This window comes from Sphingomonas echinoides ATCC 14820, from assembly GCF_000241465.1.
In the GTDB taxonomy this organism is placed as follows: Bacteria; Pseudomonadota; Alphaproteobacteria; order Sphingomonadales; family Sphingomonadaceae; genus Sphingomonas; species Sphingomonas echinoides.
Genome location: NZ_JH584235.1, coordinates 2,134,279 through 2,153,994 on the forward strand (window position 1 = coordinate 2,134,279; position 19,716 = coordinate 2,153,994).

General features: G+C 61.3%; 26 protein-coding genes. 13 read left to right on the forward strand and 13 right to left on the reverse strand.

Annotation, left to right across the window (positions count from 1 at the left end; all coding sequences use genetic code 11):
- The coding region (locus ON00_RS09990; RefSeq protein ID WP_010405474.1) for a site-specific integrase at positions 1-685 on the forward strand (685 nt) is incomplete at its 5' end.
- Between the two features lie 222 nt (positions 686-907).
- Here ON00_RS09990 and ON00_RS21325 read toward each other — a convergent pair.
- On the reverse strand, positions 908-1,141 hold the full coding sequence (locus ON00_RS21325; protein WP_483475661.1) for a GDCCVxC domain-containing (seleno)protein: 234 nt from the start codon (positions 1,139-1,141) through the stop codon (positions 908-910).
- Positions 1,128-1,496, reverse strand: a complete 369-nt coding sequence (locus tag ON00_RS09995) for a hypothetical protein (RefSeq protein WP_050810912.1) — start codon at positions 1,494-1,496, stop codon at positions 1,128-1,130. The genes ON00_RS21325 and ON00_RS09995 overlap by 14 nt, the downstream gene beginning before the upstream one ends.
- A 72-nt stretch (positions 1,497-1,568) precedes the next feature.
- On the opposite strand from ON00_RS09995, the gene ON00_RS10000 reads away from it, so the two are divergent.
- Positions 1,569-1,985 (forward strand): MerR family transcriptional regulator, encoded by a 417-nt coding sequence (locus tag ON00_RS10000; protein ID WP_010405478.1) that lies wholly within the window; start codon positions 1,569-1,571, stop codon positions 1,983-1,985.
- 23 nt (positions 1,986-2,008) lie between these two features.
- Here ON00_RS10000 and arsH read toward each other — a convergent pair whose 3' ends face one another.
- From arsH to ON00_RS10030, 6 genes are read right to left on the reverse strand one after another with little or no spacing between them, the layout of a single operon-like run.
- Positions 2,009-2,749 (reverse strand): arsenical resistance protein ArsH, encoded by a 741-nt coding sequence (gene arsH / locus ON00_RS10005; RefSeq protein ID WP_010405480.1) that lies wholly within the window; start codon positions 2,747-2,749, stop codon positions 2,009-2,011.
- Complete coding sequence (arsN2, locus tag ON00_RS10010) at positions 2,749-3,180, reverse strand: arsenic resistance N-acetyltransferase ArsN2 (protein WP_010405481.1); 432 nt, start codon at positions 3,178-3,180, stop codon at positions 2,749-2,751. Before arsN2 ends, arsH begins: the two co-directional genes overlap by 1 nt.
- Positions 3,177-4,244, reverse strand: coding sequence for an ACR3 family arsenite efflux transporter (gene arsB, locus ON00_RS10015; RefSeq protein WP_010405482.1), 1,068 nt, complete (start codon positions 4,242-4,244; stop codon positions 3,177-3,179). The genes arsN2 and arsB overlap by 4 nt, the downstream gene beginning before the upstream one ends.
- Entirely contained in the window at positions 4,241-4,672 is a 432-nt protein-coding gene (gene arsC / locus ON00_RS10020) for an arsenate reductase (glutaredoxin) (protein ID WP_010405483.1), read from the reverse strand. Before arsC ends, arsB begins: the two co-directional genes overlap by 4 nt.
- Positions 4,672-5,199, reverse strand: a complete 528-nt coding sequence (locus ON00_RS10025) for an arsenate reductase ArsC (protein WP_010405484.1) — start codon at positions 5,197-5,199, stop codon at positions 4,672-4,674. Before ON00_RS10025 ends, arsC begins: the two co-directional genes overlap by 1 nt.
- 11 nt (positions 5,200-5,210) lie before the next feature.
- Entirely contained in the window at positions 5,211-5,543 is a 333-nt protein-coding gene (locus tag ON00_RS10030) for an ArsR/SmtB family transcription factor (protein ID WP_029622631.1), read from the reverse strand.
- Between the two features lie 109 nt (positions 5,544-5,652).
- Between ON00_RS10030 and ON00_RS10035 the strand changes: the two genes are divergently transcribed.
- From ON00_RS10035 to ON00_RS20170, 3 genes are read left to right on the forward strand one after another with little or no spacing between them, the layout of a single operon-like run.
- On the forward strand, positions 5,653-5,928 hold the full coding sequence (locus ON00_RS10035; protein WP_010405486.1) for a metal/formaldehyde-sensitive transcriptional repressor: 276 nt from the start codon (positions 5,653-5,655) through the stop codon (positions 5,926-5,928).
- Positions 5,929-5,938: 10 nt separating this feature from the next.
- Positions 5,939-6,859, forward strand: coding sequence for a CDF family Co(II)/Ni(II) efflux transporter DmeF (gene dmeF / locus ON00_RS10040; protein WP_029622632.1), 921 nt, complete (start codon positions 5,939-5,941; stop codon positions 6,857-6,859).
- A gap of 10 nt (positions 6,860-6,869) precedes the next feature.
- Positions 6,870-6,983 carry a DUF1289 domain-containing protein gene (locus ON00_RS20170; protein WP_081988753.1) on the forward strand — a complete coding sequence of 38 codons (114 nt, stop codon included), beginning with the start codon at positions 6,870-6,872 and terminating at the stop codon, positions 6,981-6,983.
- A gap of 129 nt (positions 6,984-7,112) precedes the next feature.
- Here ON00_RS20170 and cueR read toward each other — a convergent pair whose 3' ends face one another.
- The 3 genes from cueR to ON00_RS10055 form a co-directional block, all read right to left on the reverse strand.
- The gene (gene cueR / locus ON00_RS10045; RefSeq protein WP_010405488.1) at positions 7,113-7,499 is read right to left on the reverse strand and encodes a Cu(I)-responsive transcriptional regulator; all 387 of its coding nucleotides are present in this window, start codon (positions 7,497-7,499) and stop codon (positions 7,113-7,115) included.
- Entirely contained in the window at positions 7,496-9,853 is a 2,358-nt protein-coding gene (locus tag ON00_RS10050) for a heavy metal translocating P-type ATPase (RefSeq protein ID WP_405131451.1), read from the reverse strand. The genes cueR and ON00_RS10050 overlap by 4 nt, the downstream gene beginning before the upstream one ends.
- A 115-nt stretch (positions 9,854-9,968) precedes the next feature.
- A complete protein-coding gene (locus ON00_RS10055; RefSeq protein WP_010405493.1) occupies positions 9,969-10,856 on the reverse strand; it encodes an NAD(P)/FAD-dependent oxidoreductase in 888 nt (295 codons plus the stop codon).
- 227 nt (positions 10,857-11,083) lie between these two features.
- Between ON00_RS10055 and ON00_RS10060 the strand changes: the two genes are divergently transcribed.
- Positions 11,084-11,440, forward strand: coding sequence for a flagellar biosynthetic protein FliQ (locus ON00_RS10060; protein WP_010405494.1), 357 nt, complete (start codon positions 11,084-11,086; stop codon positions 11,438-11,440).
- Positions 11,441-11,543: 103 nt separating this feature from the next.
- Positions 11,544-12,827 (forward strand): hypothetical protein, encoded by a 1,284-nt coding sequence (locus ON00_RS10065; protein WP_010405495.1) that lies wholly within the window; start codon positions 11,544-11,546, stop codon positions 12,825-12,827.
- A gap of 11 nt (positions 12,828-12,838) precedes the next feature.
- Here ON00_RS10065 and copD read toward each other — a convergent pair whose 3' ends face one another.
- The gene (gene copD, locus ON00_RS10070) at positions 12,839-13,774 is read right to left on the reverse strand and encodes a copper homeostasis membrane protein CopD (RefSeq protein ID WP_010405497.1); all 936 of its coding nucleotides are present in this window, start codon (positions 13,772-13,774) and stop codon (positions 12,839-12,841) included.
- A gap of 4 nt (positions 13,775-13,778) precedes the next feature.
- Positions 13,779-14,171, reverse strand: a complete 393-nt coding sequence (gene copC / locus ON00_RS10075; RefSeq protein ID WP_197057804.1) for a copper homeostasis periplasmic binding protein CopC — start codon at positions 14,169-14,171, stop codon at positions 13,779-13,781.
- 164 nt (positions 14,172-14,335) lie between these two features.
- Here copC and ON00_RS10080 point away from each other — a divergent pair, with 164 nt between their 5' ends.
- The 6 genes from ON00_RS10080 to ON00_RS10100 all read left to right on the forward strand — a co-directional run bounded on the left by ON00_RS10080 (position 14,336) and on the right by ON00_RS10100 (position 19,699).
- Positions 14,336-14,977 (forward strand): c-type cytochrome, encoded by a 642-nt coding sequence (locus ON00_RS10080; RefSeq protein ID WP_245535556.1) that lies wholly within the window; start codon positions 14,336-14,338, stop codon positions 14,975-14,977.
- A gap of 166 nt (positions 14,978-15,143) precedes the next feature.
- Positions 15,144-15,401: a hypothetical protein gene (locus ON00_RS21040; RefSeq protein ID WP_231565178.1), complete on the forward strand. Its 258-nt coding sequence runs from the start codon at positions 15,144-15,146 to the stop codon at positions 15,399-15,401.
- Positions 15,398-15,835 carry a periplasmic heavy metal sensor gene (locus ON00_RS10085; protein ID WP_010405505.1) on the forward strand — a complete coding sequence of 146 codons (438 nt, stop codon included), beginning with the start codon at positions 15,398-15,400 and terminating at the stop codon, positions 15,833-15,835. The genes ON00_RS21040 and ON00_RS10085 overlap by 4 nt, the downstream gene beginning before the upstream one ends.
- Positions 15,832-16,404, forward strand: a complete 573-nt coding sequence (locus ON00_RS10090; protein WP_010405508.1) for an RNA polymerase sigma factor — start codon at positions 15,832-15,834, stop codon at positions 16,402-16,404. The genes ON00_RS10085 and ON00_RS10090 overlap by 4 nt, the downstream gene beginning before the upstream one ends.
- A gap of 95 nt (positions 16,405-16,499) precedes the next feature.
- The gene (locus ON00_RS10095; protein WP_029622637.1) at positions 16,500-18,428 is read left to right on the forward strand and encodes a copper resistance system multicopper oxidase; all 1,929 of its coding nucleotides are present in this window, start codon (positions 16,500-16,502) and stop codon (positions 18,426-18,428) included.
- A complete protein-coding gene (locus ON00_RS10100) occupies positions 18,425-19,699 on the forward strand; it encodes a copper resistance protein B (protein ID WP_040601624.1) in 1,275 nt (424 codons plus the stop codon). The genes ON00_RS10095 and ON00_RS10100 overlap by 4 nt, the downstream gene beginning before the upstream one ends.
- Positions 19,700-19,716 lie beyond the last annotated feature (17 nt).

Below are 19,716 nucleotides of genomic sequence, written 5' to 3' on the forward strand. Positions count from 1 at the left end.
ACACCTGCGCGATCGCGCACTGCTCTCGGCCGGTTACGATACCGGCCTGCGGGCCTCGGAGCTGGTCGCGATCGAGGTCGAGCACATCATCGAGGCGATCGATCCCGACGCGCGGCTGCTCAGCATCCCGCGCAGCAAGGGTGATCAGGAGGGGGAGGGGGCGACCGCCTATCTGAGCCCGCGTACGGTGCGTGCGATTGCGGCTTGGTTGGAGGCGGCCGGCATAGGGGAAGGGGCGGTGTTTCGCCGCGTTAATGTGCGGCGATACAAGGCGAAGGCGGCGGTGCGCGGGCGATCCATCGATAGCATCTCGGGGCGAGAAAGCTGGGATCTGCGCAAGACACTGTCAAAATCTGCGGTGCCTGCGCGGGTCGAGTATGATGTGGGGGAGGGCGCGCTGCATCCCGCATCGGTTGGCCCGATCTATCGGTCGATGATCCAGCGCGCGTTCGACTGTGGAGCTCTGGCCGATCTCACCGCCGACGACCTGGTCCGGCTGCTCAAGGGGATCAGCGCGCATTCGACGCGCGTGGGGCTCAACCAGGACCTGTTTACCAGCGGCGAGGATCTGGCCGGCATCATGGACGCGCTGCGGTGGAAATCTCCACGCATGCCGCTTGCCTACAACCGCAACCTGGCTGCGGAGCAGGGGGCAGCCGGAAGGCTGATGGTCAAGCTGGGATGACCAGGTTGCTCCCCGTCTGGTCAAGACCGTGGGGTACCGCCTACCCATGAAATCGACTCGGCGCCTTCTATCGCCCAGCGAATTAGCCGCGACCTTGGGACAGGAAGGAGAAGTTTCGCTTTACGTTGCGGACACCTGACCGCGACCTCGACACAGATTGTTGCAGGCCGTTTCGCTTCGATCCTTCGTTCTATTATACTTCGTCCACGACAACACCGGAAACTAGCTGCAACAGTGCGCGCCCTTGCCATCGATCTGAATCGGCGGACAGGGAACAGTTCCATACGAACAGAACACACAGCAATCGCCGGGCTTGGGCCGAAGCATAGCGTTGCAGCCAGTACAGTCGTAGAAAAACTGGCAGGCGTTCGTTGACATCTGCTCGGTCGTCATCGTGCCGCACTCGGGACAGGTGATCGTCGAACTTAGCTCCGGGCTGATGTCAGACATAGACATAGCCCAGCCAGAGCAGGATGGCACCGATCAGCAGGCCGGCAAGAGTGATGAGCCGCGTGACGCGAGAGGTGCATGCGGCGTCCGATGCGCAGCGCGCTGCCGCCGCTTGCTGACGAACGAGAAGTGCGGCGCCTGCAAGGAGGCATAGTGCGCCGATCGCAAGGAGCGCCACGCGATAGGGGAGCGCGGCCATGGCGATTCCGGCCAGCCATGCCGATCCGATACCGACTGAAGCCAGCAGCATCGGCAGGGCACAGCAAGCTGCAACGCCGAAACCTGCCGCGATTCCTCCGAGAGTGAGAGACGCGGTTCCCAATCCCTTCGGCGAATGTGGATTGGAAGAAGGTTCAGACATGGCGACTCCTTGAGACCGGTGCGATCCTAGCCTAGTGTCTGTAGCTACTACAGACTCAAGGGAAATTTGATGATGGCGACGTCCGGTACCACGATCCCGATCGGCGAACTCTCGCAGCGCACGGGCTGCAACATCGAGACGATCCGCTATTATGAACGCATCGGTGTCCTCCCGGTACCGCTGCGCCGCGGGCGATACCGCGCCTATTGCCCGTCGGATGTTCGGCGACTGTCGTTCGTGCGACGTGCGCGCGAACTGGGCTTCCCGATCGACGCGGTGCGAGCGCTGTTGGCACTTGCCGACGGGGGCGTTGCCTCGTGCGCGCAGGCGCGCGATCTGGCGAGCAAGCATCTGCGGGATATCCGCCTGAAAATCGCCGACCTTCGCCGTATGGAACAAGTGCTCGGCGACACCGTCGCCGCCTGCGAAGCCGGCGACACCTTGGGCTGTCCCTTGCTAGAAACGCTTTGCACTGCAGAAGCGCGGTAGACCCGGAGGCTGTCCGGATCAGGTCAGCCGACCGACTGCGACGCAAGGTCCTTCACGGCGTCGCGCTTGGCGGCCGCCGTCTTGCGCTCGGAATATCGATCGACGAGTTGATCCGCATGACCCCGGGTAAGAACAGTGAACCGAACCAGTTCCTCCATCACATCGACGATGCGATCATAATAGCTGGACGGCTTCATTCGCCCCGCTTCGTCAAACTCCTTGAACGCCATCGCGACGCTCGACTGGTTGGGGATCGTGAACATCCGCATCCAGCGACCAAGCAGCCGAAGCGTGTTGACGGCATTGAACGACTGCGATCCGCCTGACACCTGCATGACAGCGAGCGTTCGGCCCTGTGTCGGCCGCATGCCGCCGAACTCCAGTGGAAGATGGTCGATCTGGGCCTTCATGATGCCGGTGATCTGGCCGTGCCGCTCCGGGCTGCACCACACCTGACCTTCCGACCACAAGGAATGCTCGCGCAATTCGTGGACGGCGGGGTGGTCATCGGCCTTCACCTGATCGGGCAATGGCAAATCGCTTGGGTCGAATATTCGCACCTCGGCGCCGAACAGGATCAACAACCGTGCCGCTTCCTCGACAGCAAGCCGGCTGAACGACCGCTCGCGGAGCGAACCGTAGAGCAGCAGGATGCGCGGCGGATGATCGAGCGAACCGAGCCCCGTCGCGAAATCAGGGCGAATCACGTCGCGATCGAGCGCCGGCGTGAAATCGGGGTCGGCAAGGATACGAAGACGTGACATCAGGCAATCCGCTTGGAGAGGAAGGCGGCGCTCGCCGGGCACAGCGACCGAAACTCGGCCGATCCGGTTATGGCGTCGGGCGCATCGGCAGGGTTGGCCATGACATAGCCATGCCGCCGGAAGAACGGTTCGGCCGTGGTGGTCAGCAGATAGAGGGAAGCAACGCCTTCCTCGGTCGCCGCCTGCTCGATCGCGCCGAGAATGGCAGTGCCCATGCTGCCGCTGCGCCGATTAGGCTTCACGATCAGCGATCGCAGCAGCCGATCAGGCCCGTCGCCCTCCATGCCAGCATATCCGACGATACCGGCAGCATCCTCGAACCGGAAGAAGCGACGTCCCGGTTCGGCAAGGTCACTGGTCGGCAGGCCGGCTTCAGCAAGATCGGCCGCCAGATCGGATAGCACGGTGGTGTCGAGCGCTGTCGCGATCATGCCGGCACCCGCTCCTCATACCAGGGCCGGGTCGCCTTCACGATCTTCACCACCGACAGCATGACCGGAACCTCGACCAGCACGCCGACCACGGTCGCAAGCGCCGCGCCCGAATTGAGCCCGAACAGGCTTATCGCAGCGGCGACCGCCAACTCGAAGAAGTTGGATGCGCCGATCAGCGCGGCGGGCGCGGCCACGCACCAGGCGACACCGAACCGGTGGCTGAGCCAGTAGGCGAGGCCAGCGTTGAAATAGACCTGGATCAGGATCGGCACCGCGATCAGGGCGATCACCAATGGATGGGCGATGATTGCCTCACCCTGAAAGCCGAACAGTAGGACGAGTGTCGTCAGGAGCGCCATGAGTGACACCGGACCCAGCCGGGCCAACATCCGATCCAGTGTCGGCTGACCGCCCGCCGACAGCAGGGCGCGACGGACAAGTTGTGCAACGATCACCGGCACCACGATGTAGAGCGCCACCGAGATCAGCAGCGTGTCCCACGGGACCGTGATCGATGCGACGCCGAGCAGCAGGGCGACCAGCGGTGCAAAGGCAAACACCATGATGACGTCGTTCAGCGCGACCTGGCTCAGCGTATAGGTCGGGTCGCCGTCGCAAAGGTTCGACCAGACGAACACCATCGCGGTGCAGGGTGCGGCCGCCAGCAGGATCAGGCCGGCGATATAGGAACTGATGTCGGCGGCCGGCAGGAGCGGCCGAAACAGCCAGCCAAGGAAGACCGTGCCAAGCAGCGCCATGGAGAACGGCTTCACCGCCCAGTTGATGAAGAGCGTCACGCCGACGCCCTTCCAGTGCCGCCTGACCGACCCCAGCGCGCCGAGATCGATCTTGAGCAGCATGGGGATGATCATCAACCAGATCAGCACGGCGACCACGAGGTTGACCCGCGCGACTTCGGCCGATGCGATCGCCCTGAACAAGCCTGGCAATGCGTAGCCAAGGGCAATGCCGACGACGATGCAGAGCGCAACCCAGGCACTGAGATAGCGCTCGAACGTGCTGATCGCCGGCTTGGCCGGCGCCGCGATCGGGGCCGTCATGCGCCGACCCTGTTGCCGGCTGCGTTGATGACCTGTTCGCCGTCCTCCTTGGCGAAGGCGCCAAGCTGCGCGTTCGGCAGCAGGTCGAGCACCTGTTCGGAAGGGCGACAGAGTTTCACGCCGAGCGGCGATACGACGATCGGGCGGTTGATGAGGATCGGATGCGCCATCATCGCATCGATCAATTGGTCATCGCCGAGCGACACATCACCAAGCCCCAGTTCCGCAAACGGCGTGCCCTTCTCGCGCAGGAGAGCGCGGGGTGCGATCCCCATACGTTCGATCAGCGACACCAGCATAGGCCGCGACGGCGGGGTCTTCAGATACTCCACGACATGCGGCTCGATCCCGGCATTACGGATCATCGCCAGCGTGTTACGCGAGGTGCCGCACTCAGGGTTGTGGTAGATGATCATGTCGATTGGCATCAGGCCGCATCCCCGCGACGGCTGCTCGCACCTTCGCCATGGCCGATCTCGCGAACCTGGGCTTGCAGCGCACGAGCCTCGAGTTTCTCGAACGGGAGCGCGATGAAGAGCTTGATGCGGTTCTCGAGGTAGCGGAGCGCCGTGCCGAAGGCGCGCTCACGTTCGACAGGGGTGCCCAGAACGTGGCTCGGATCTTCGATCCCCCAATGGGCGGTGACGGGATGGCCGGGCCAGATCGGGCAGGTCTCGCCGGCCGCGTCGTCGCAGACGGTGAACACGAAATCCATCACCGGCGCGTCAGGTCCGGAGAACTCGTCCCAGCTCTTCGATCGCAGGCCATCGGTCGGATATTCGGTCCGTTCGAGCAAGGCGATGGCGTCGGGATTGACCGCACCCTTGGGATAGCTCCCAGCGGAGAAGGCACGGAAGCGTCCGTTGCCCAGCTTGGTGAGCGCACTCTCCGCGAGAATCGAGCGTGCCGAGTTACCTGTACACAGGAAGAGGATGTTGAAGACGCGATCGGACATGATGGGCTCCATCAGCAGCAGGGGAAAAGTTCGGCGATCAGCGGCTCGCACAGCTCCGCCTTGCCGCCGCAGCAATCCTTGACGAGGAACAGCGTGAGCGCCTTCAACTGGTCGAGGTCGGCACGGTAGTTGATGATCCGGCTGCGTCGCTCGGAACGAATGAGCCCAGCGCGCGCGAGGGTCGCCAGATGCACTGACATGGTGTTCTGCGGCACGTCGAGCGCCCGCGCGACCTCGCCCGCGGCGAGTCCATCGGGTTCGTGCCGAACCAGAAGACGAAAGGCATCGAGCCTCGTTGTTTGCGCAAGCGCTCCTAGCGCCGAGATAGCAGATACCGATTCCATATATCCGCTATTATAGATATATGGTGCGGACGCCAGCCCCATTCAGTGAATCCGTTTTCCAGTTGATCGCTATGGCGGCGCGCCTGTCTATAGGATAGGGGGGTATGCTATGGGACATTTGACCGAAGGCAATGATGAACTCCTGAAGCGGGTGCGCCGCATCGCCGGTCAGGTCACGGCGATTGAAAAAGCGCTGGCGGCAGGGACGGACTGCACGACGACGCTGCACCTGGTTGCAGCGACACGCGGTGCCATCAACGGCCTCATGGACGAGATTATCGAAGAGCATGTCCGCGCCCATGTGGCGCATCCCGATCTTCCGGCCGAGGAGCGCGCCGCAGGGGCGGAAGAACTGATCGCGGTCATACGCCGCTACGCAAAATGAGGCTGAGATATTGACCACGTCCCGCGACATTGAAGCCTTTACACACGACCATGTGTATCTTGGGGCCTCTCACGACGAGAACGCCCGCAGGACCTTGTGGGTTGTGGTGCTGACGGCTGTGATGATGATCGGCGAAATCTTCGCCGGCTATGTTACCGGCTCGATGGCGCTCCTTGCCGACGGTTTTCATATGGCGACCCATGCCGGGGCGCTGAGTGTCGCAGCGATTGCCTATGCCTATGCCAAGCGGCATGCATCCAGTGGACGGTTCAGCTTCGGAACCGGGAAGGTCGGCGACTTGGCAGGCTTCGCTTCGGCGCTCGTGCTAGGCCTTATCGCCTTGGGGATCGGGGTCGAATCGATCCTGCGGCTGTTCGAACCCATCAAGGTCGCGTTTGGCGAAGCAACGGTGATTGCGGTCATTGGGCTCGGCGTGAACATCGTCAGTGCATTCCTGCTCTCGGGTAGCCACCATCATCACGGTCATGACGATCACGCCCATGACCATGATGCCCATGGCGGCGACAATAACCTCCGCTCAGCCTATGTGCACGTCCTCGCCGACGCTCTCACCTCTGTGTTGGCGATCACGGCTCTTCTGGCAGGCCGCTATCTGGGCTGGGTCTGGATGGACCCTGTCATGGGAATCGTCGGGGCAGTGGTGATCGCTCGCTGGTCCTGGAGCTTGATGCGCGATACCGCCGCAGTCCTTCTCGATACGACAGACAATCACGTTGCCGAGGAAATACAGGATCTTGTCGAAGGACCAGGAGATGCGCGCATTTCCGATCTCCATGTCTGGCGCGTCGGCCCTGACGCCCATGCCGCGATCGTCGGTGTTGTTGGTGGCGTGGGCATCGATGCGGGTGTTATCCGTAACCGGCTCGTCCCCGTCCACGAGTTGAAGCATCTGACAATCGAATGCCATTGAAAGCGCACGCGTGAAGTCCCCGTGCATAGACTTGTGCGCGTTCAACGGTTCGACCGGCTGGTGCCGAGGGTGCGGCAGGTCCAAACCCGAATGCAGGACATGGAAGAAGGCGCAGCCGCAATAGCAACGCAAAATCGCTGCCGACCTACCGCGCCGGCTCGCGAAGCTGGCAGGACGCGGCCTGCACAAGTGAATCGGCTAGCCTTGCGGCTAGCGTGCCCTGCTGGCGATCTTCCGACCCCGCCAGATAGGCTCAGGAGGCCAGGCGCGTGATTATCGGACATTCGGGCCGCTCGTTGCCGTGGCAGCCCTTCGCCAGGTCGAGCAATGCTTCGCGCATCGCATTGAGCGCGTCCGCCTTCCGGCCGAGGTCCGCGGCGCGCGATTCCGCCAGCGCCTTGACTTCCGCGCTCGCGCGATCGCGATCAGACCAGAGACCAAGCAGCTTTCGGATTTCTTCGATCGGAAAACCGAGATCGCGGGCATTGGCGATGAAACGCAGCCGATGTACGTCAGCGTCAGAATAGTCTCGATAGCCACCGTCACGCCGCGGCGGCGGCGGAATGAGACCGATCTTCTCGTAGTGGCGGATCATCCGCTGCGAGACGCTGCTCCCCGCTGATGCGCCGCCGATGTTCACAGTGCCACCCGGTTGAGACGCAGCGCATTGGTGACGACGCTGACGGACGAGAGGGCCATCGCTGCTGCAGCGATAATGGGCGACAGAAGAATGCCGAACACCGGGTAGAGCAAACCTGCAGCGATGGGGACGCCTGCGGCATTGTAGATGAAGGCAAAGAAAAGATTCTGGCGGATATTGGCCATCGTCGCCTCGCTCAGCCGTCGCGCGCGCAAGATCCCATTGAGATCGCCTTTGAGCAGCGTCACGCCTGCGCTCTCGATGGCGACGTCCGTCCCCGAACCCATGGCGATGCCGACGTCGGCCGCCGCCAGCGCTGGCGCATCGTTCACTCCATCGCCCGCCATTGCAACCACACGGCCTTCGCGTTGCAGGCGCAGCACGACTGCGCTTTTCTGATCGGGCAGGACTTCCGCTTCAACCGCGTCGATACCAAGTTTACGAGCCACGGCCTGGGCTGTCGTTCGATTGTCGCCGGTCAGCATGACGACGCTGATGCCTTCCTTTCGCAGCGCCGCCAGCGCTTCAGCGGTTGTTGCCTTGATAGGATCTGCAATTGCCAGAATTCCTGCGACGCGGCCATCGACCGCCGCGAAGATCGCAGTGGCGCCGTCCGCCCGCATGTCATCTGCCTGCGTGGCTGCTGTCGATACATCGATGCCATTCTCGTTTAGATAAGCTCCAGCACCCAGGAATATGCGCTTGCCACCGACGGTGCCGACAGCGCCTTTGCCCGTGGGCGAGTCGAAATCCGAAACTTCAGGAATGTCGAGCTGGCGGAGCTTGGCCGCAGCGACGATCGCAAGCGCCAAGGGATGTTCGGATGCCCGTTCGACGCCAGCGGCCAACCGAAGAATATCATCCTCCGAAAAGCCGTCCATCGCCACGATGGCGGTCAGGGAAGGGCGTCCCTCGGTCAGGGTGCCGGTCTTGTCGACGACGATCGTATCGACCTTCTCCATTCGCTCGAGCGCCTCGGCATTCTTGATCAGGACACCAAGCCCAGCGCCGCGCCCGATACCGACCATGATCGACATCGGAGTCGCAAGCCCCAACGCGCAGGGGCAAGCAATAATCAATACCGCAACGGCCGCAACGAGGCCGTGTGCCAATCGCGGCTCTGGACCCCAGATCGCCCAAATCGCGAAGGAGAGCAGCGCGATGCCGAGCACGGCGGGTACGAACCAGCCAGCGACCTTGTCAGCCATGCGCTGGATCGGAGCGCGCGATCGCTGCGCATCGGCGACCATTTGAACGATCCGCGCCAGCATTGTATCGCGGCCGATCTTGTCGGCGCGCACGATGAGCGATCCCGTCTGGTTCACGGTTCCTGCGACGACAAGGGCCGCGACCGTTTTCGTCACCGGCATCGATTCGCCGGTTACCATCGATTCATCGATGGAGGAGCGGCCCTCCTCGACGATGGCATCTACGGGTACTTTTTCGCCGGGGCGGACCCGCAGTCGGTCGCCGACAGCGATCAGGTCGATCGCGACTTCTTCGTCATTCCCGTCCGCCATAATCCTGCGCGCGGTCTTGGGAGCGAGATTGAGAAGAGCCTTGATCGCGCCCGAGGTGCGCTCGCGAGCGCGCAACTCAAGAACCTGGCCCAGGAGGACAAGGACGGTGATCACGGCAGCCGCCTCGAAATAGATCGCGACCGTGCCGTCCATCATACGAAAAGCTGCAGGGAATATGCCCGGCGCTGCAGTGGCCACCACACTATAAGCCCAGGCCACGCCCGTCCCCATCGCGATCAAGGTAAACATGTTGAGGTTGCGGGTCCGGACAGAGGCCCAACCGCGCTCGAAAAATGGCCAGCCCGCCCAGATCACGACCGGGGTTGCCAAAGCGAACTGGAGCCAGCCCGATATGCGCTCGGAAATGAGGCTGTGCAGCGCTGGGAACAGGTGTCCGCCCATTTCCAGCACGAAGATGGGCACCGTAAGCGCCAAAGCGATCCAAAACCTGCGAGACATATCGAGCAGTTCAGCGCTTGGCCCCGAGTCTGCAGTTACAACCTCCGGTTCGAGGGCCATACCACATATCGGGCATGGCCCGGGATGATCCTGACGGATCCGCGGGTGCATGGGGCAGGTCCAGATGGCGCCGGGCTGGGGCGCCGCCGGCCTGTTACTACCCTCAGACAAATAGCGCTCGGGGTCGGAGGCGAACTTGGCGCGGCACCCCGCACTACAGAAATAATATTCCTTTCCCCCATGCGAGACATGATGAGAGGCGACAGCCGGATCGACCATCATGCCGCACACTGGATCCTTGGCCATCTTCGAGCCCGGGGTGGCATCGTGCTTGCCCGCGCAGCAGCTATGCGCATCAGATTTGCTCTCAGGAATCGGATCAGTCACGGCTCGTCTCCTTATCGACGAATGCAATCTGGGGTCTGACATCATGTCAGGGTCAACCCCGGCTCTCATATATTTTTGCGTGGGCGACCCTCGTTTCCCCGGATCAGCCAGACAATCGATTGTGAATGGAGGTCGCTGCCCTGGCCGCCTGGCCCGCCGCTACTGCGATTTGATCCAGCCCTTCGACCATGTCGCCGGCGGCGAACATACCGCTGATCGTCGTTTGCTGATGCTCATCGACGACGATGCACCCTGACGGGGCCAATTCGGCACCAGCCATCCGCGCCAGTTCCGAGTGAGCGGAGGTCCCAAGAGCAACATATAGGGTGTCGAATTGGAGCGATCGGCCATCGGCTAAATGGGCGAGAAGGTCTTTCTCGTTGACCGACAAATCGCTGACAGGCGCTCGCTCCACCCTAATAGCGTATCGAACCAGATTTGCCTCGTCAGCGTGCGAGAGTTCCGAAGCATCCTGAGTGAGCAGGGTGACGGTATCGCTGTAGTGGCGAACGAAAATCGCTTCGGCCGCGCCGTGGTCGGAACAGCCCAGCACGGCGACTCTCCTGCCGCGGATCTCGTAGGCATCGCAGATCGGACAATAGCGTATCAACCCTTGCGCAACGCCTCGATCGTGCGCTTCCTGCTCTATTCTCGGTCGATGATTTGTCACGCCTTGGGCGAGCAATATGGTTCGTGCCTCAATGGCCTGGGAACCCGTATAGGCGATAAAGCCAGTATCGGCGCGCTCGACGCGCTCGACGACTCCGTTGGCCAATTCGGCACCGTAGCGAGCTGCATGTTGACGCATACGCAAAAGCAAATCCGCGCCAGATATTCCGTCTGGAAATCCAAGGAGGTTATGGGTCGTTGGGATGCGGGCTGCCCGGCCCGGCCCCGCATCGACGACCAGCGTGGCTCGCAGAAACCGGCCCAGATAGGTGGCAGCCGTTAGGCCTGCGGGGCCTCCGCCAATGATAATGCAGTCGTACATGCATGCCTTTCGCTGACGTTGATCGACATTGCTATTACGCGGCACGGGGCATGTGCCCTCGAAAGCAGGCGCTTCTCTGGAGAAAATGCAGATGGGCGCGAGGGGTACGAGCCGTCGATGCGTAAGTCAGATGTAGCCCATCAACCGACAGGATGGACAAATGAGGTGCCCACGGGTCGCAGCGTGGCGCGGGGGCAAGTGGACGTGGGGAAGACGGATCGGAAGCAATGATCGCGCTCCACGCCCCTCGCCCCGCAAGGATCGCTAGGCGCACGTCCTGGCGCCGCGACCCCGTCACCGCGGGAGGCGAATTGGAGACCTACAGTCCTTTTTCGGTTTCGATGGGCCAGGCACTCTGGGTCATCATGATCATCGCCGGGCCTCCGCTCATTTTGATGCTGGTCGTCGGGCTGGTTATTTCCATGGTCCAGGCCGCGACATCGATCAACGAACAGACGGTAAGCTTTGTCCCGAAGCTTCTGGCGTTCATCCTGTTTCTTGCAATCTACGGGGCGACCGTCGGCGATCTCCTGATCGACTATACCCGCGACCTGTTCATGCATATTCCGGACGACATACGATGATCGCAGGCCTTTTATTAGGCCGGGGCAGCTCCCGCAAAATCTGGTGGTCCGCGAAATGGAGTGCTAGCGTCCGAGGAGATTGGGGCGAAGGGGGGAGCAGGGTTTGGCAGACTTTGAATTGCTGGCGCGGCAACTGATCCAGCGATGGAAGGAAGACCCGAACGCGACCTATCAGAGCTGGTTTCTTTGGGACGAGCGCATCAAGAATTTCCGCTCGATCCGACGGGGCCTCGCCCAGGTGGTCGCTGAAATCGAAGCCGGGAGGTTCGGCGTCGCTTATCGCGGATCTTCGCTGGAAACGGTCGTTCATTCGGTCGCCGAGCAACGGCAGATATTCAAAGGTGCGGATCATGCGTTTCTTTGGAAGCCAAAATTGCGCATCCCTGACATCTATGAAAACCCAGCGAACCAGCGCGCTTTTGGCCGGTTGCTGGATCATTGCGCGTGCTGTGATACCGCTGAAGAGATTATCGCGGGAATCCACACCATTGATCGCCTGAACATCAAAGGCCTGGGACCAGCGGTCGCCAATCTCCTCTACTTCCTGCATCCCACGCTGGTCCCGCCGTTCAACACGGCGATCGTCAATGGCTATAACAAGCTGACGGGCGGGAAGGTGAAGCTGGGCAGCTGGCAGCATTTTCTCGCGATGCGCTCGGGCGTCCTTGATCTGAACGAGCAGTTCCGCGATTTGCTGTCGAACGATCTCGGCGCCATTGGGGGGCTGTTGTTTGATATCGGCTCGGGGCGTTATCCTGCGCCACCACGCGACGAGGGCGATCAGGCAGCCGGTTCCTGGGCGGCGCGGCTCGAACAGGCCAGGACCGAGGCGCAAAGTCTCAACAAGGCCCTTCAGAAGCAGGGCGAAAGCGATCGGACCCATTCGGAGATTCAGGCCTGGCTTCGCGACATCGGTCATGCGCTAGGCTATGATGTCTGGATCGCAGCCAACGACCGCGGGCGTCTCCATGATGGGGTGCGTCTTGGTGAGGGATGCCTTGAGTGCCTGCCGGAGTCGATTTCCACTTCGACCGGTGCCGATGCCATCCGTCTTATTGATGTACTGTGGCTGGAGCGGGCGAGCGATCGTGTCGCCGCGGCCTTCGAAGTCGAGCATTCGACTTCGATTTATTCGGGCATCGTCCGGATGCTCGACCTGGCCCTGAGCGGCAGCGAGTTGCACGCCACCGCCGGGCTGTTCCTTGTCGCACCCGATGCCCGCGAGAGCGAGGTGCGGGCGCAACTCGCACGGCCCGCCTTCAGCCGTATCGCAGATCTTGAGATCGCCTATCTTCCCTATGGTGAGCTGGAACGCCACAAGGAAGCGATCTCCCGTTTTGGTTCGGGCCTGAAAGCGATCAAGGCCATATCGCGCGCGCTGCCGTGATGGGCGAATGTCTATACGCCGGAGGCGGGAGGCGCCAATAGTCCGAGCCAGGCAACGAGCGTAAGGATTGCAAGCGCACACCCGCTCTCGACAATCAGACTTCGGCGAAGCGACCGTATCGCGGCTGGTGCGTCACCGCTTTCGACAGCCATCGCCAACGCAGGCGTGAGGAAGAAGCGATTGGCTGCTGCAAGGATGAGCATTGCGCCAAACAGCAGCAATTTCGCTGTCAGCAGCGCACCATAGAGACTTGTGAAAAGCGATCCCAATCTGGACGGCCCCACCAGTATCCAGCTGTTGACCACACCAGAGAGGATGAGGAGGCCGACCACGATTGAGCCGATCCTGGCGAAGCCGTCCAAGGCTCGGTGCGAAAGGTGAATATGGTCCACAGCCATTCGGTCGGCGGGGCGAAATATGAGTAGGCATAGAGCAGCCAACGCCCCGACCCATATCCCTGCTGCCAACAAATGGGTGATATCGGCGCCAAGATGAACCCATCCCAGCAAGCCTTCATCGGCAGCGCCGTGACCGGTCCAGGCCAATGTTGCAAGAGCGATCGCTGCCGTGAACGAAAGTGAACCGAGAGCAAAAGCGGGACGACGCCATCCGACAATCGAAAAATAAAGGACGAGCAAGAGTGCGGCCACTCGTACCTGCCATATCGTTCCGATCGAGGTGCCCGAGATCACCATGTTGATTGTGGCGCGGTCTACCTGATCGACCGACACGCCGCCCATCGAGGCCGCCAAAACCATCATGCCGAGGATCGACAGACCTATGCCGGCCAAGGCGATGGACGCGAGTACGGAGCGGAAGCGCAGGACCGAGCCGGATTCCCGTTCGGTCCCGCGCAATGTGTAGAGCCCGAACATCGGCAGCCCAAAAAGAAGCATCAGGTCAAGATAGAGTCCAAGCCTGACGGCGATTGCCACCATGTCCGGCATGGTCTTACTTGACCTTGAACGTGTATCCGCCCTGGATGCGATGGGTGTCGGTCGAGACGACATGATAATCGAGCTTGTACGTTCCAGCTGTCAGCGGCTTGGCGAGCGTGGCAACGAGTGTCTTGCCGTCGGGAGCCAGCGTTGCCTTGACGCCGTTCATTTTCATCGGCCCCATCTTCATGCCGGGCATTTCGGTCATCGTCAGGTCGATTCCGGAGAACTGCGCGACAAGCGCTTCGGAAAAGACGAGCTGGATCTTCGTCGGGGCGACGACGACGGTGTCGGCGGCTGGCGTGGCACTGCTCAGTTTGGGGTGAGCCTGGACGGCGGTAGCGGCAAAGACAGAAGCCGCCATGGCGACGGCAAAAGCTGTTTTACGAAACATCGATTTCTCCATAGGCGGCGATACTGCCGACACAGCGATTTACGCACCGCAGAGTGCAACCCCTCATCAAACCCGCGAAATTTCTTCGGCGGTTGTATGGAAACCGGCCGGCGCGCGGGATCGGCGTAGGGTTGAGGGGTGAAGGCGCGCCGCGCGTATGATCAATTGGATGGGGTGTGAAATCATCGATCGTCCAAAGACTTTCTGCTGGGGAGGACGCGATGGAAGATTCAAGGAAAGCATGGCTCCGGAGACATTTTCCGAGCGTGGGCTTCGTCGCGGCGGCGGCGCTGGCCGGTGGCGCGCTCGCCGGCATCGTCGTGTATGTCGGCGCTTACGATATTGGCGCTGATGCCCCCCACAGCAAACCAGTCTATTGGCTCGTGGAGCAATTCCGTGATCGCTCGATCGCGGTAAGGTCTCGCGACATCAGCGTCCCGGCAAACCTGATGGATGTGAAACGTCTGCAGAGCGGAGCGGGGCTCTATACCGAGATGTGCAGCGGCTGCCATCTCGCGCCGGGCCTTGAGAAGTCCGAGATCAGCCAGGGCCTCTATCCCAGGGCTCCCGAGCTTTTCCGTGAGCCGCAGAGATCGGCAAAGGAGCAGTTCTGGATCATCAAGCATGGGGTCAAGCTCACAGCGATGCCGGCCTGGGGCAAAACCCATAGCGACGAGCTGATCTGGGACATGGTGGCTTTCGTGCGGCAGATGCCGAAGATGAGTCCTGCGCAATATCAGGCGGTGATTTCCAGTGCGCCTGAAGATCACGATGCGATGATGAAGGATATGCCTGGCATGACAAAGACGATGCCGTAACTATGTGGCACCGTGCCTTGAAGGTCGTCGTTCAGCCCCCCGAAAACCGAGGGGCGCTTTTGACGAACGGGCTGATAGCGGAGGTGGAAAAGACGGGTCTTGCGCCAGCGCGTCGGATGGATTGAAGAAATAGGAATTTGAGATGAATGTAGACTTGGATGGGCTCTTGAGCCGCTTACGCAACGAACCGGGGCATCCCGGTCTGGCCGGTCTTGAAGAGGCAGTGTTCAGGCGCATTGCCGCCAGGACGCAGGTTTCGGCGGGCTCCCAGTTGAGGCTTGGCGCGGTCGCCGCCTTTGGCGCAGTGCTGCTGGGTGTTGCCAGCAACGGGGTTACGACGCCAGTCGAGGCCTCCGTTACGCTCTCGCCTTTTGGGCCATCCAATCCGCTTGCTCCCTCCACGTTGCTCGCAGGTCCGCGATGAAGCCGCGGCTGCTCGTTCTGGTCGCGATTGTCGCCTTTGTCGCAGCCGTCGCGGGCGTGTTTCTGGGCCGTCATTTCCTGCCACATCCTGTGGCTGGCGGCGTCGAACTGCATGACGTATTGCACAGCAAGCTCGACCTGGACGATCGTCAGAAGGCTCAGATCGAGTTGCTTGAGCAGCGGTTTGCCGTGCGCCGACGGGCGCTGGAACTCGAACTGAGAGCCGACAATGCACGGCTTGCCGATGCCATCGAAACTGAACATGGCAACGGTCCGGGTGTCGCTGCGGCCGTCGATCAGTCGCATCAGGCAATGGGTCAGCTCCAAAAGGAGACGCTCGGCCATATCTTCGCCATGCGCCAGATCTTACGTCCGGATCAGGCCAAGACCTTCGACCAGGCGGTAGTACATGCGCTTACCGACGATGCGCGGTGAGTCTGGAGCTCCAGTCGTGCTCCGATGGTGAACTTGCCGCGCTGACGCTCGGTGGCCGGCAAGCGGCATTCGCAGAGATCATGCACCGGCATCAATCCGCGATATTCCGGCTGGTCCGCGGACTCGTAGGCAATGCGGAAGAGGCGCTTGACCTTACCCAGGATTGCTTCGTTTCGGCGTTCAGCCATTTGCGGAAATATGATGGTGCCCGACCGCTGCGCGCTTGGCTGTCGCGGATCGCGATCAACAAATGCCGTGATTGGCGCCGTCGCCAAAGAGTGCGTCAGCTCTTCATCTTCAGTGCCGCCACGTCCGACGACGAAATTGAACAGGTCCCAGACGACGCACCTTCGGCTCATGCCAGCGCAGCTTCGAAGATGGAACTCGAAAAACTCTCGACTGCGATCGCTGCCTTGCCATCTTCGTTGCGAGAGGTTCTGCTGCTCCGCACCGTCGAAGGGTTGAACCAATCGGAAGCTGCGTTGGCACTTTCGATCAGCGGGAAGGCTGTCGAGACGCGGCTGTACCGCGCTCGCGTCCGACTTGCTGAAATCTTGGCCGACATTTGAGGGGTGCGCCGCGCTCGTGCGTAAGGATGAGAGAGATACCGCGCTCGAGCCTCGCTGTGGACAAGAGGGTGCTGAACAATGAACAAGGAGATTATATGCCCCCGGTATTGAACCGCCGCGATCTGTTCCGCGGTGCCGCGCTGACCGGCGGTGGCCTGGCATTGTCGGCCTGGATGCCGGCATGGGCTCAACCCGTCTCGGCGGGTATTGTGAAGCCGCTCCCGACCGTTACCGGCAACGATATCACTCTCAAGATCGCTCATCAGATGATGATGATCGATGGCCGCGCAAGCCATGCGATCGGCATCAACGGAACCGTGCCGGCGCCTTTGATCCGGTTGCGCCAAGGGCAAACGGTGCGCCTGTCGGTGATCAACGATCTTGAAGAAGACAGTTCGATCCACTGGCACGGGTTACTGGTACCGTTCCAGTTCGATGGCGTACCGGGAATCAGCTTCCCCGGCATCAAACCAAAATCGACCTTCGTCTATGAGTTTCCGATCGTCCAGGCGGGCACCTATTGGTATCATAGCCATTCGGGTTTGCAGGAGCAGATGGGCCATTACGGGCCGATCGTGATCGATCCGGCAGGCGAAGATCCGATCAAGTCGGATCGCGAGCATGTGATCGTGCTGTCCGACCATAGCCAGATGCATCCGCACGCGATTTTCAGAAAGCTCAAGCAGGTGGGCGGGGGCTATTTCAACTATCAGCGCCAGACGCTGGCTGGCCTGATGGCAAAAGAAGATCAACCGCTCAAGGATCGTCTCGACTGGGGCAAAATGCGGATGGACCCCACGGACGTCTCTGATGTCACAGGTTCAACCTACACCTATCTCGTCAACGGCCATGGTCCCCAGGACAATTGGACAGCGCTTTTCCGGCCCGGCGAGCGAGTTCGACTACGTTTTGTCAACGCCTCGGCGATGACGACGTTCAATGTCCGGATTCCAGGACTCAAGCTCACGGTCGTTCAGGCCGATGGTCTAGACGTGCGGCCGGTGGAGGTCGACGAGTTCCAAATTGCGGTGGCGGAAACCTACGACATCATCGTCACCCCGACTGATGACCGTGCCTACACTCTGATCGGCGAATCTGTTGATCGGTCTGGCATGGCGCGCGCAACTCTGGCCCCGCGCGAAGGCATGGCAGCCCAGGTGCCCGCGCTTCGCAAACGTCCCCTTGCCGATATGAAGGATATGGGCATGGGCGAGATGGACATGGGCGGCATGCAAGGCATGGACGCTTCCGGCGGTTCTACGATGGCCGGCATGGACCATGCAGCAATGGGTCATGACATGCCGACAGGCGGCGCCGCTGCTGGTGGCATGGCGGGCATGGACATGGGCTCCGGCGCATCCATGCCGACAACGGACAAGACACCCGGCGGCTCGATGGCGAGCATGCCTGGAATGGGCGCCCCGGCCGGCGACGCTATGGCAGGCATGGCGATGGGCGGGATGGGCGGCATGAATATGCGCGACGGCAGCAAAGCCCCGCAGGTCAAGATGGGGCCTGGCGTCCAGACGATTTCACCTATGCCGATGGATCGCACCGGAGAGCCCGGGCAGGGCCTGGAAGATGTCGGACACCGCGTCCTGGTCTATCGCGACCTCATGGCGGTGGATCGCAACCCCGACGTGCGAGCGCCTGATCGGGCGATGGAAATCCACCTGACCGGCAATATGGAACGCTATATGTGGTCGTTCGACGGCGTGAAGATGAGCGACAAGCGCGAGCCGATTCCATTCCTGGAAAACGAACGGGTGCGTGTGACGCTGGTGAACGACACGATGATGTCGCATCCGATCCATCTTCACGGACATTTTTTCGAGTTGGTTACCGGGCATGGCGAATATTCGCCGCGCAAGCATACGGTCAACGTCGCGCCGGGCGGCAAAGTGAGTTTTGACGTCACCGCCAACGCGATCGGCGACTGGGCCTTCCACTGCCATATGCTTTATCACATGCATGCCGGGATGATGCGCGTCGTCTCTGTCCGGCCTCGGGGAGACGCAGCATGAAGGCATTGCTTCTCCTCATCAGCGTAGCGCCGCTTGCCCTCGCGGCTCCGGCTAACGCGCAATCGATGCAGAATATGCCGGGCATGAACATGCCTGCGGCCAAAGCACCTCCGAAGAAAAAGCCGGCAACCAAACCCGCGACTCCCGTTAAGCGCAAAACGGCCGCCAAACCGGCTGCTAAACCAACTTCAGCAAAGCGCGGGGCGCCCGTCGCGAAACCTAAAGCGGCCGCCCATGACATGTCGGGAATGGGCGCCATGCCCGGAATGGATATGTCGGGAACGGTAGGAAGCAAGGCGTCTCCGAAGCCCGATCCCCATGCAGGACATGACATGTCGAGCATGCCTGGCATGACAATGCCGGACACGGCGGGTGGCGCCATGAACCACGATATGCCCGGTATGAATATGCCTGCTGGTGGAGGCGGTCAGCCAATGGAGCATGACATGTCGTCCATGCCCGGCATGTCGATGGACGGGCAGATGGCCGGTCATGGGGCAGGGGGCACGAGCCTTGCACCGGGCAATGCACCGGCACCGGCAGCACCAAGCGATCATTATGCCGATCGGATCTATCAGAACGGTGCGATGGTCGATTCACGGTCCATGCTGCACAACGAGCATGGCGCCAGCACCTCCTCGATGATCCTGTTCAATCTGGCGGAATATCAGGTCCGAAATGGTCGGGACGGTTATCGCTGGGATGGCGAAGCGTGGTTCGGCAAGGATCTCGATCGGTTGACAATCAAGTCAGAAGGCGAGGGCGTCCTAGGCGGTCGTAACGGCACCTTTATGGAAACTGCGGAGATTCAGGCGCTCTACAGCCGCGCGCTCGATCCATACTGGAACCTGCAGGCTGGTGTCCGATATGATTTCAAACCCAATCCCTCGCGCACCTACGCTACAGTCGGGATCGAAGGAGTCGCGCCTTACTGGTTCGAAACGGAGGCAGCCTTGTTCCTGTCGAACAAGGGCGAGGTCCTGGGGCGGATCGAGGGCTATTACGATCAGCGCATTACGCAACGTTTGATCCTTCAGCCCCGGGTCGAATTGAATCTATCAGCCCAGGACGTCCCGGAAACCCGCATCGGCGCTGGTATATCGAACGCCGAGTTTGGGCTGCGTCTGCGCTACGAAGTCAGACGCGAATTTGCGCCCTATATTGGCGTCTCCTACGATCGCAAGCTGGGCAAGACCGCGGATTATGCGCGAGCTGATGGCGAAGGTGTCAAGGCGACAAGCTTTGTCATTGGCGTGCGGACCTGGTTCTGAGGAGCAACCGGCTTCGC

What these genes read in the sequence shown, in the direction of transcription:
- ON00_RS21325 (WP_483475661.1), bottom strand. Translation starts at nt 1,141, where the DNA reads ATGTCTATGTCTGACATCAGCCCGGAGCTAAGTTCGACGATCACCTGT.
- ON00_RS09995 (WP_050810912.1), bottom strand. Translation starts at nt 1,496, where the DNA reads ATGTCTGAACCTTCTTCCAATCCACATTCGCCGAAGGGATTGGGAACC.
- ON00_RS10000 (WP_010405478.1), top strand. Translation starts at nt 1,569, where the DNA reads ATGGCGACGTCCGGTACCACGATCCCGATCGGCGAACTCTCGCAGCGC.
- arsH (WP_010405480.1), bottom strand. Translation starts at nt 2,749, where the DNA reads ATGTCACGTCTTCGTATCCTTGCCGACCCCGATTTCACGCCGGCGCTC.
- arsN2 (WP_010405481.1), bottom strand. Translation starts at nt 3,180, where the DNA reads ATGATCGCGACAGCGCTCGACACCACCGTGCTATCCGATCTGGCGGCC.
- arsB (WP_010405482.1), bottom strand. Translation starts at nt 4,244, where the DNA reads ATGACGGCCCCGATCGCGGCGCCGGCCAAGCCGGCGATCAGCACGTTC.
- arsC (WP_010405483.1), bottom strand. Translation starts at nt 4,672, where the DNA reads ATGCCAATCGACATGATCATCTACCACAACCCTGAGTGCGGCACCTCG.
- ON00_RS10025 (WP_010405484.1), bottom strand. Translation starts at nt 5,199, where the DNA reads ATGTCCGATCGCGTCTTCAACATCCTCTTCCTGTGTACAGGTAACTCG.
- ON00_RS10030 (WP_029622631.1), bottom strand. Translation starts at nt 5,543, where the DNA reads ATGGAATCGGTATCTGCTATCTCGGCGCTAGGAGCGCTTGCGCAAACA.
- ON00_RS10035 (WP_010405486.1), top strand. Translation starts at nt 5,653, where the DNA reads ATGGGACATTTGACCGAAGGCAATGATGAACTCCTGAAGCGGGTGCGC.
- ON00_RS10055 (WP_010405493.1), bottom strand. Translation starts at nt 10,856, where the DNA reads ATGTACGACTGCATTATCATTGGCGGAGGCCCCGCAGGCCTAACGGCT.
- ON00_RS10060 (WP_010405494.1), top strand. Translation starts at nt 11,084, where the DNA reads ATGATCGCGCTCCACGCCCCTCGCCCCGCAAGGATCGCTAGGCGCACG.
- copD (WP_010405497.1), bottom strand. Translation starts at nt 13,774, where the DNA reads ATGCCGGACATGGTGGCAATCGCCGTCAGGCTTGGACTCTATCTTGAC.
- copC (WP_197057804.1), bottom strand. Translation starts at nt 14,171, where the DNA reads ATGGAGAAATCGATGTTTCGTAAAACAGCTTTTGCCGTCGCCATGGCG.
- ON00_RS10085 (WP_010405505.1), top strand. Translation starts at nt 15,398, where the DNA reads ATGAAGCCGCGGCTGCTCGTTCTGGTCGCGATTGTCGCCTTTGTCGCA.
- ON00_RS10095 (WP_029622637.1), top strand. Translation starts at nt 16,500, where the DNA reads ATGCCCCCGGTATTGAACCGCCGCGATCTGTTCCGCGGTGCCGCGCTG.
- ON00_RS10100 (WP_040601624.1), top strand. Translation starts at nt 18,425, where the DNA reads ATGAAGGCATTGCTTCTCCTCATCAGCGTAGCGCCGCTTGCCCTCGCG.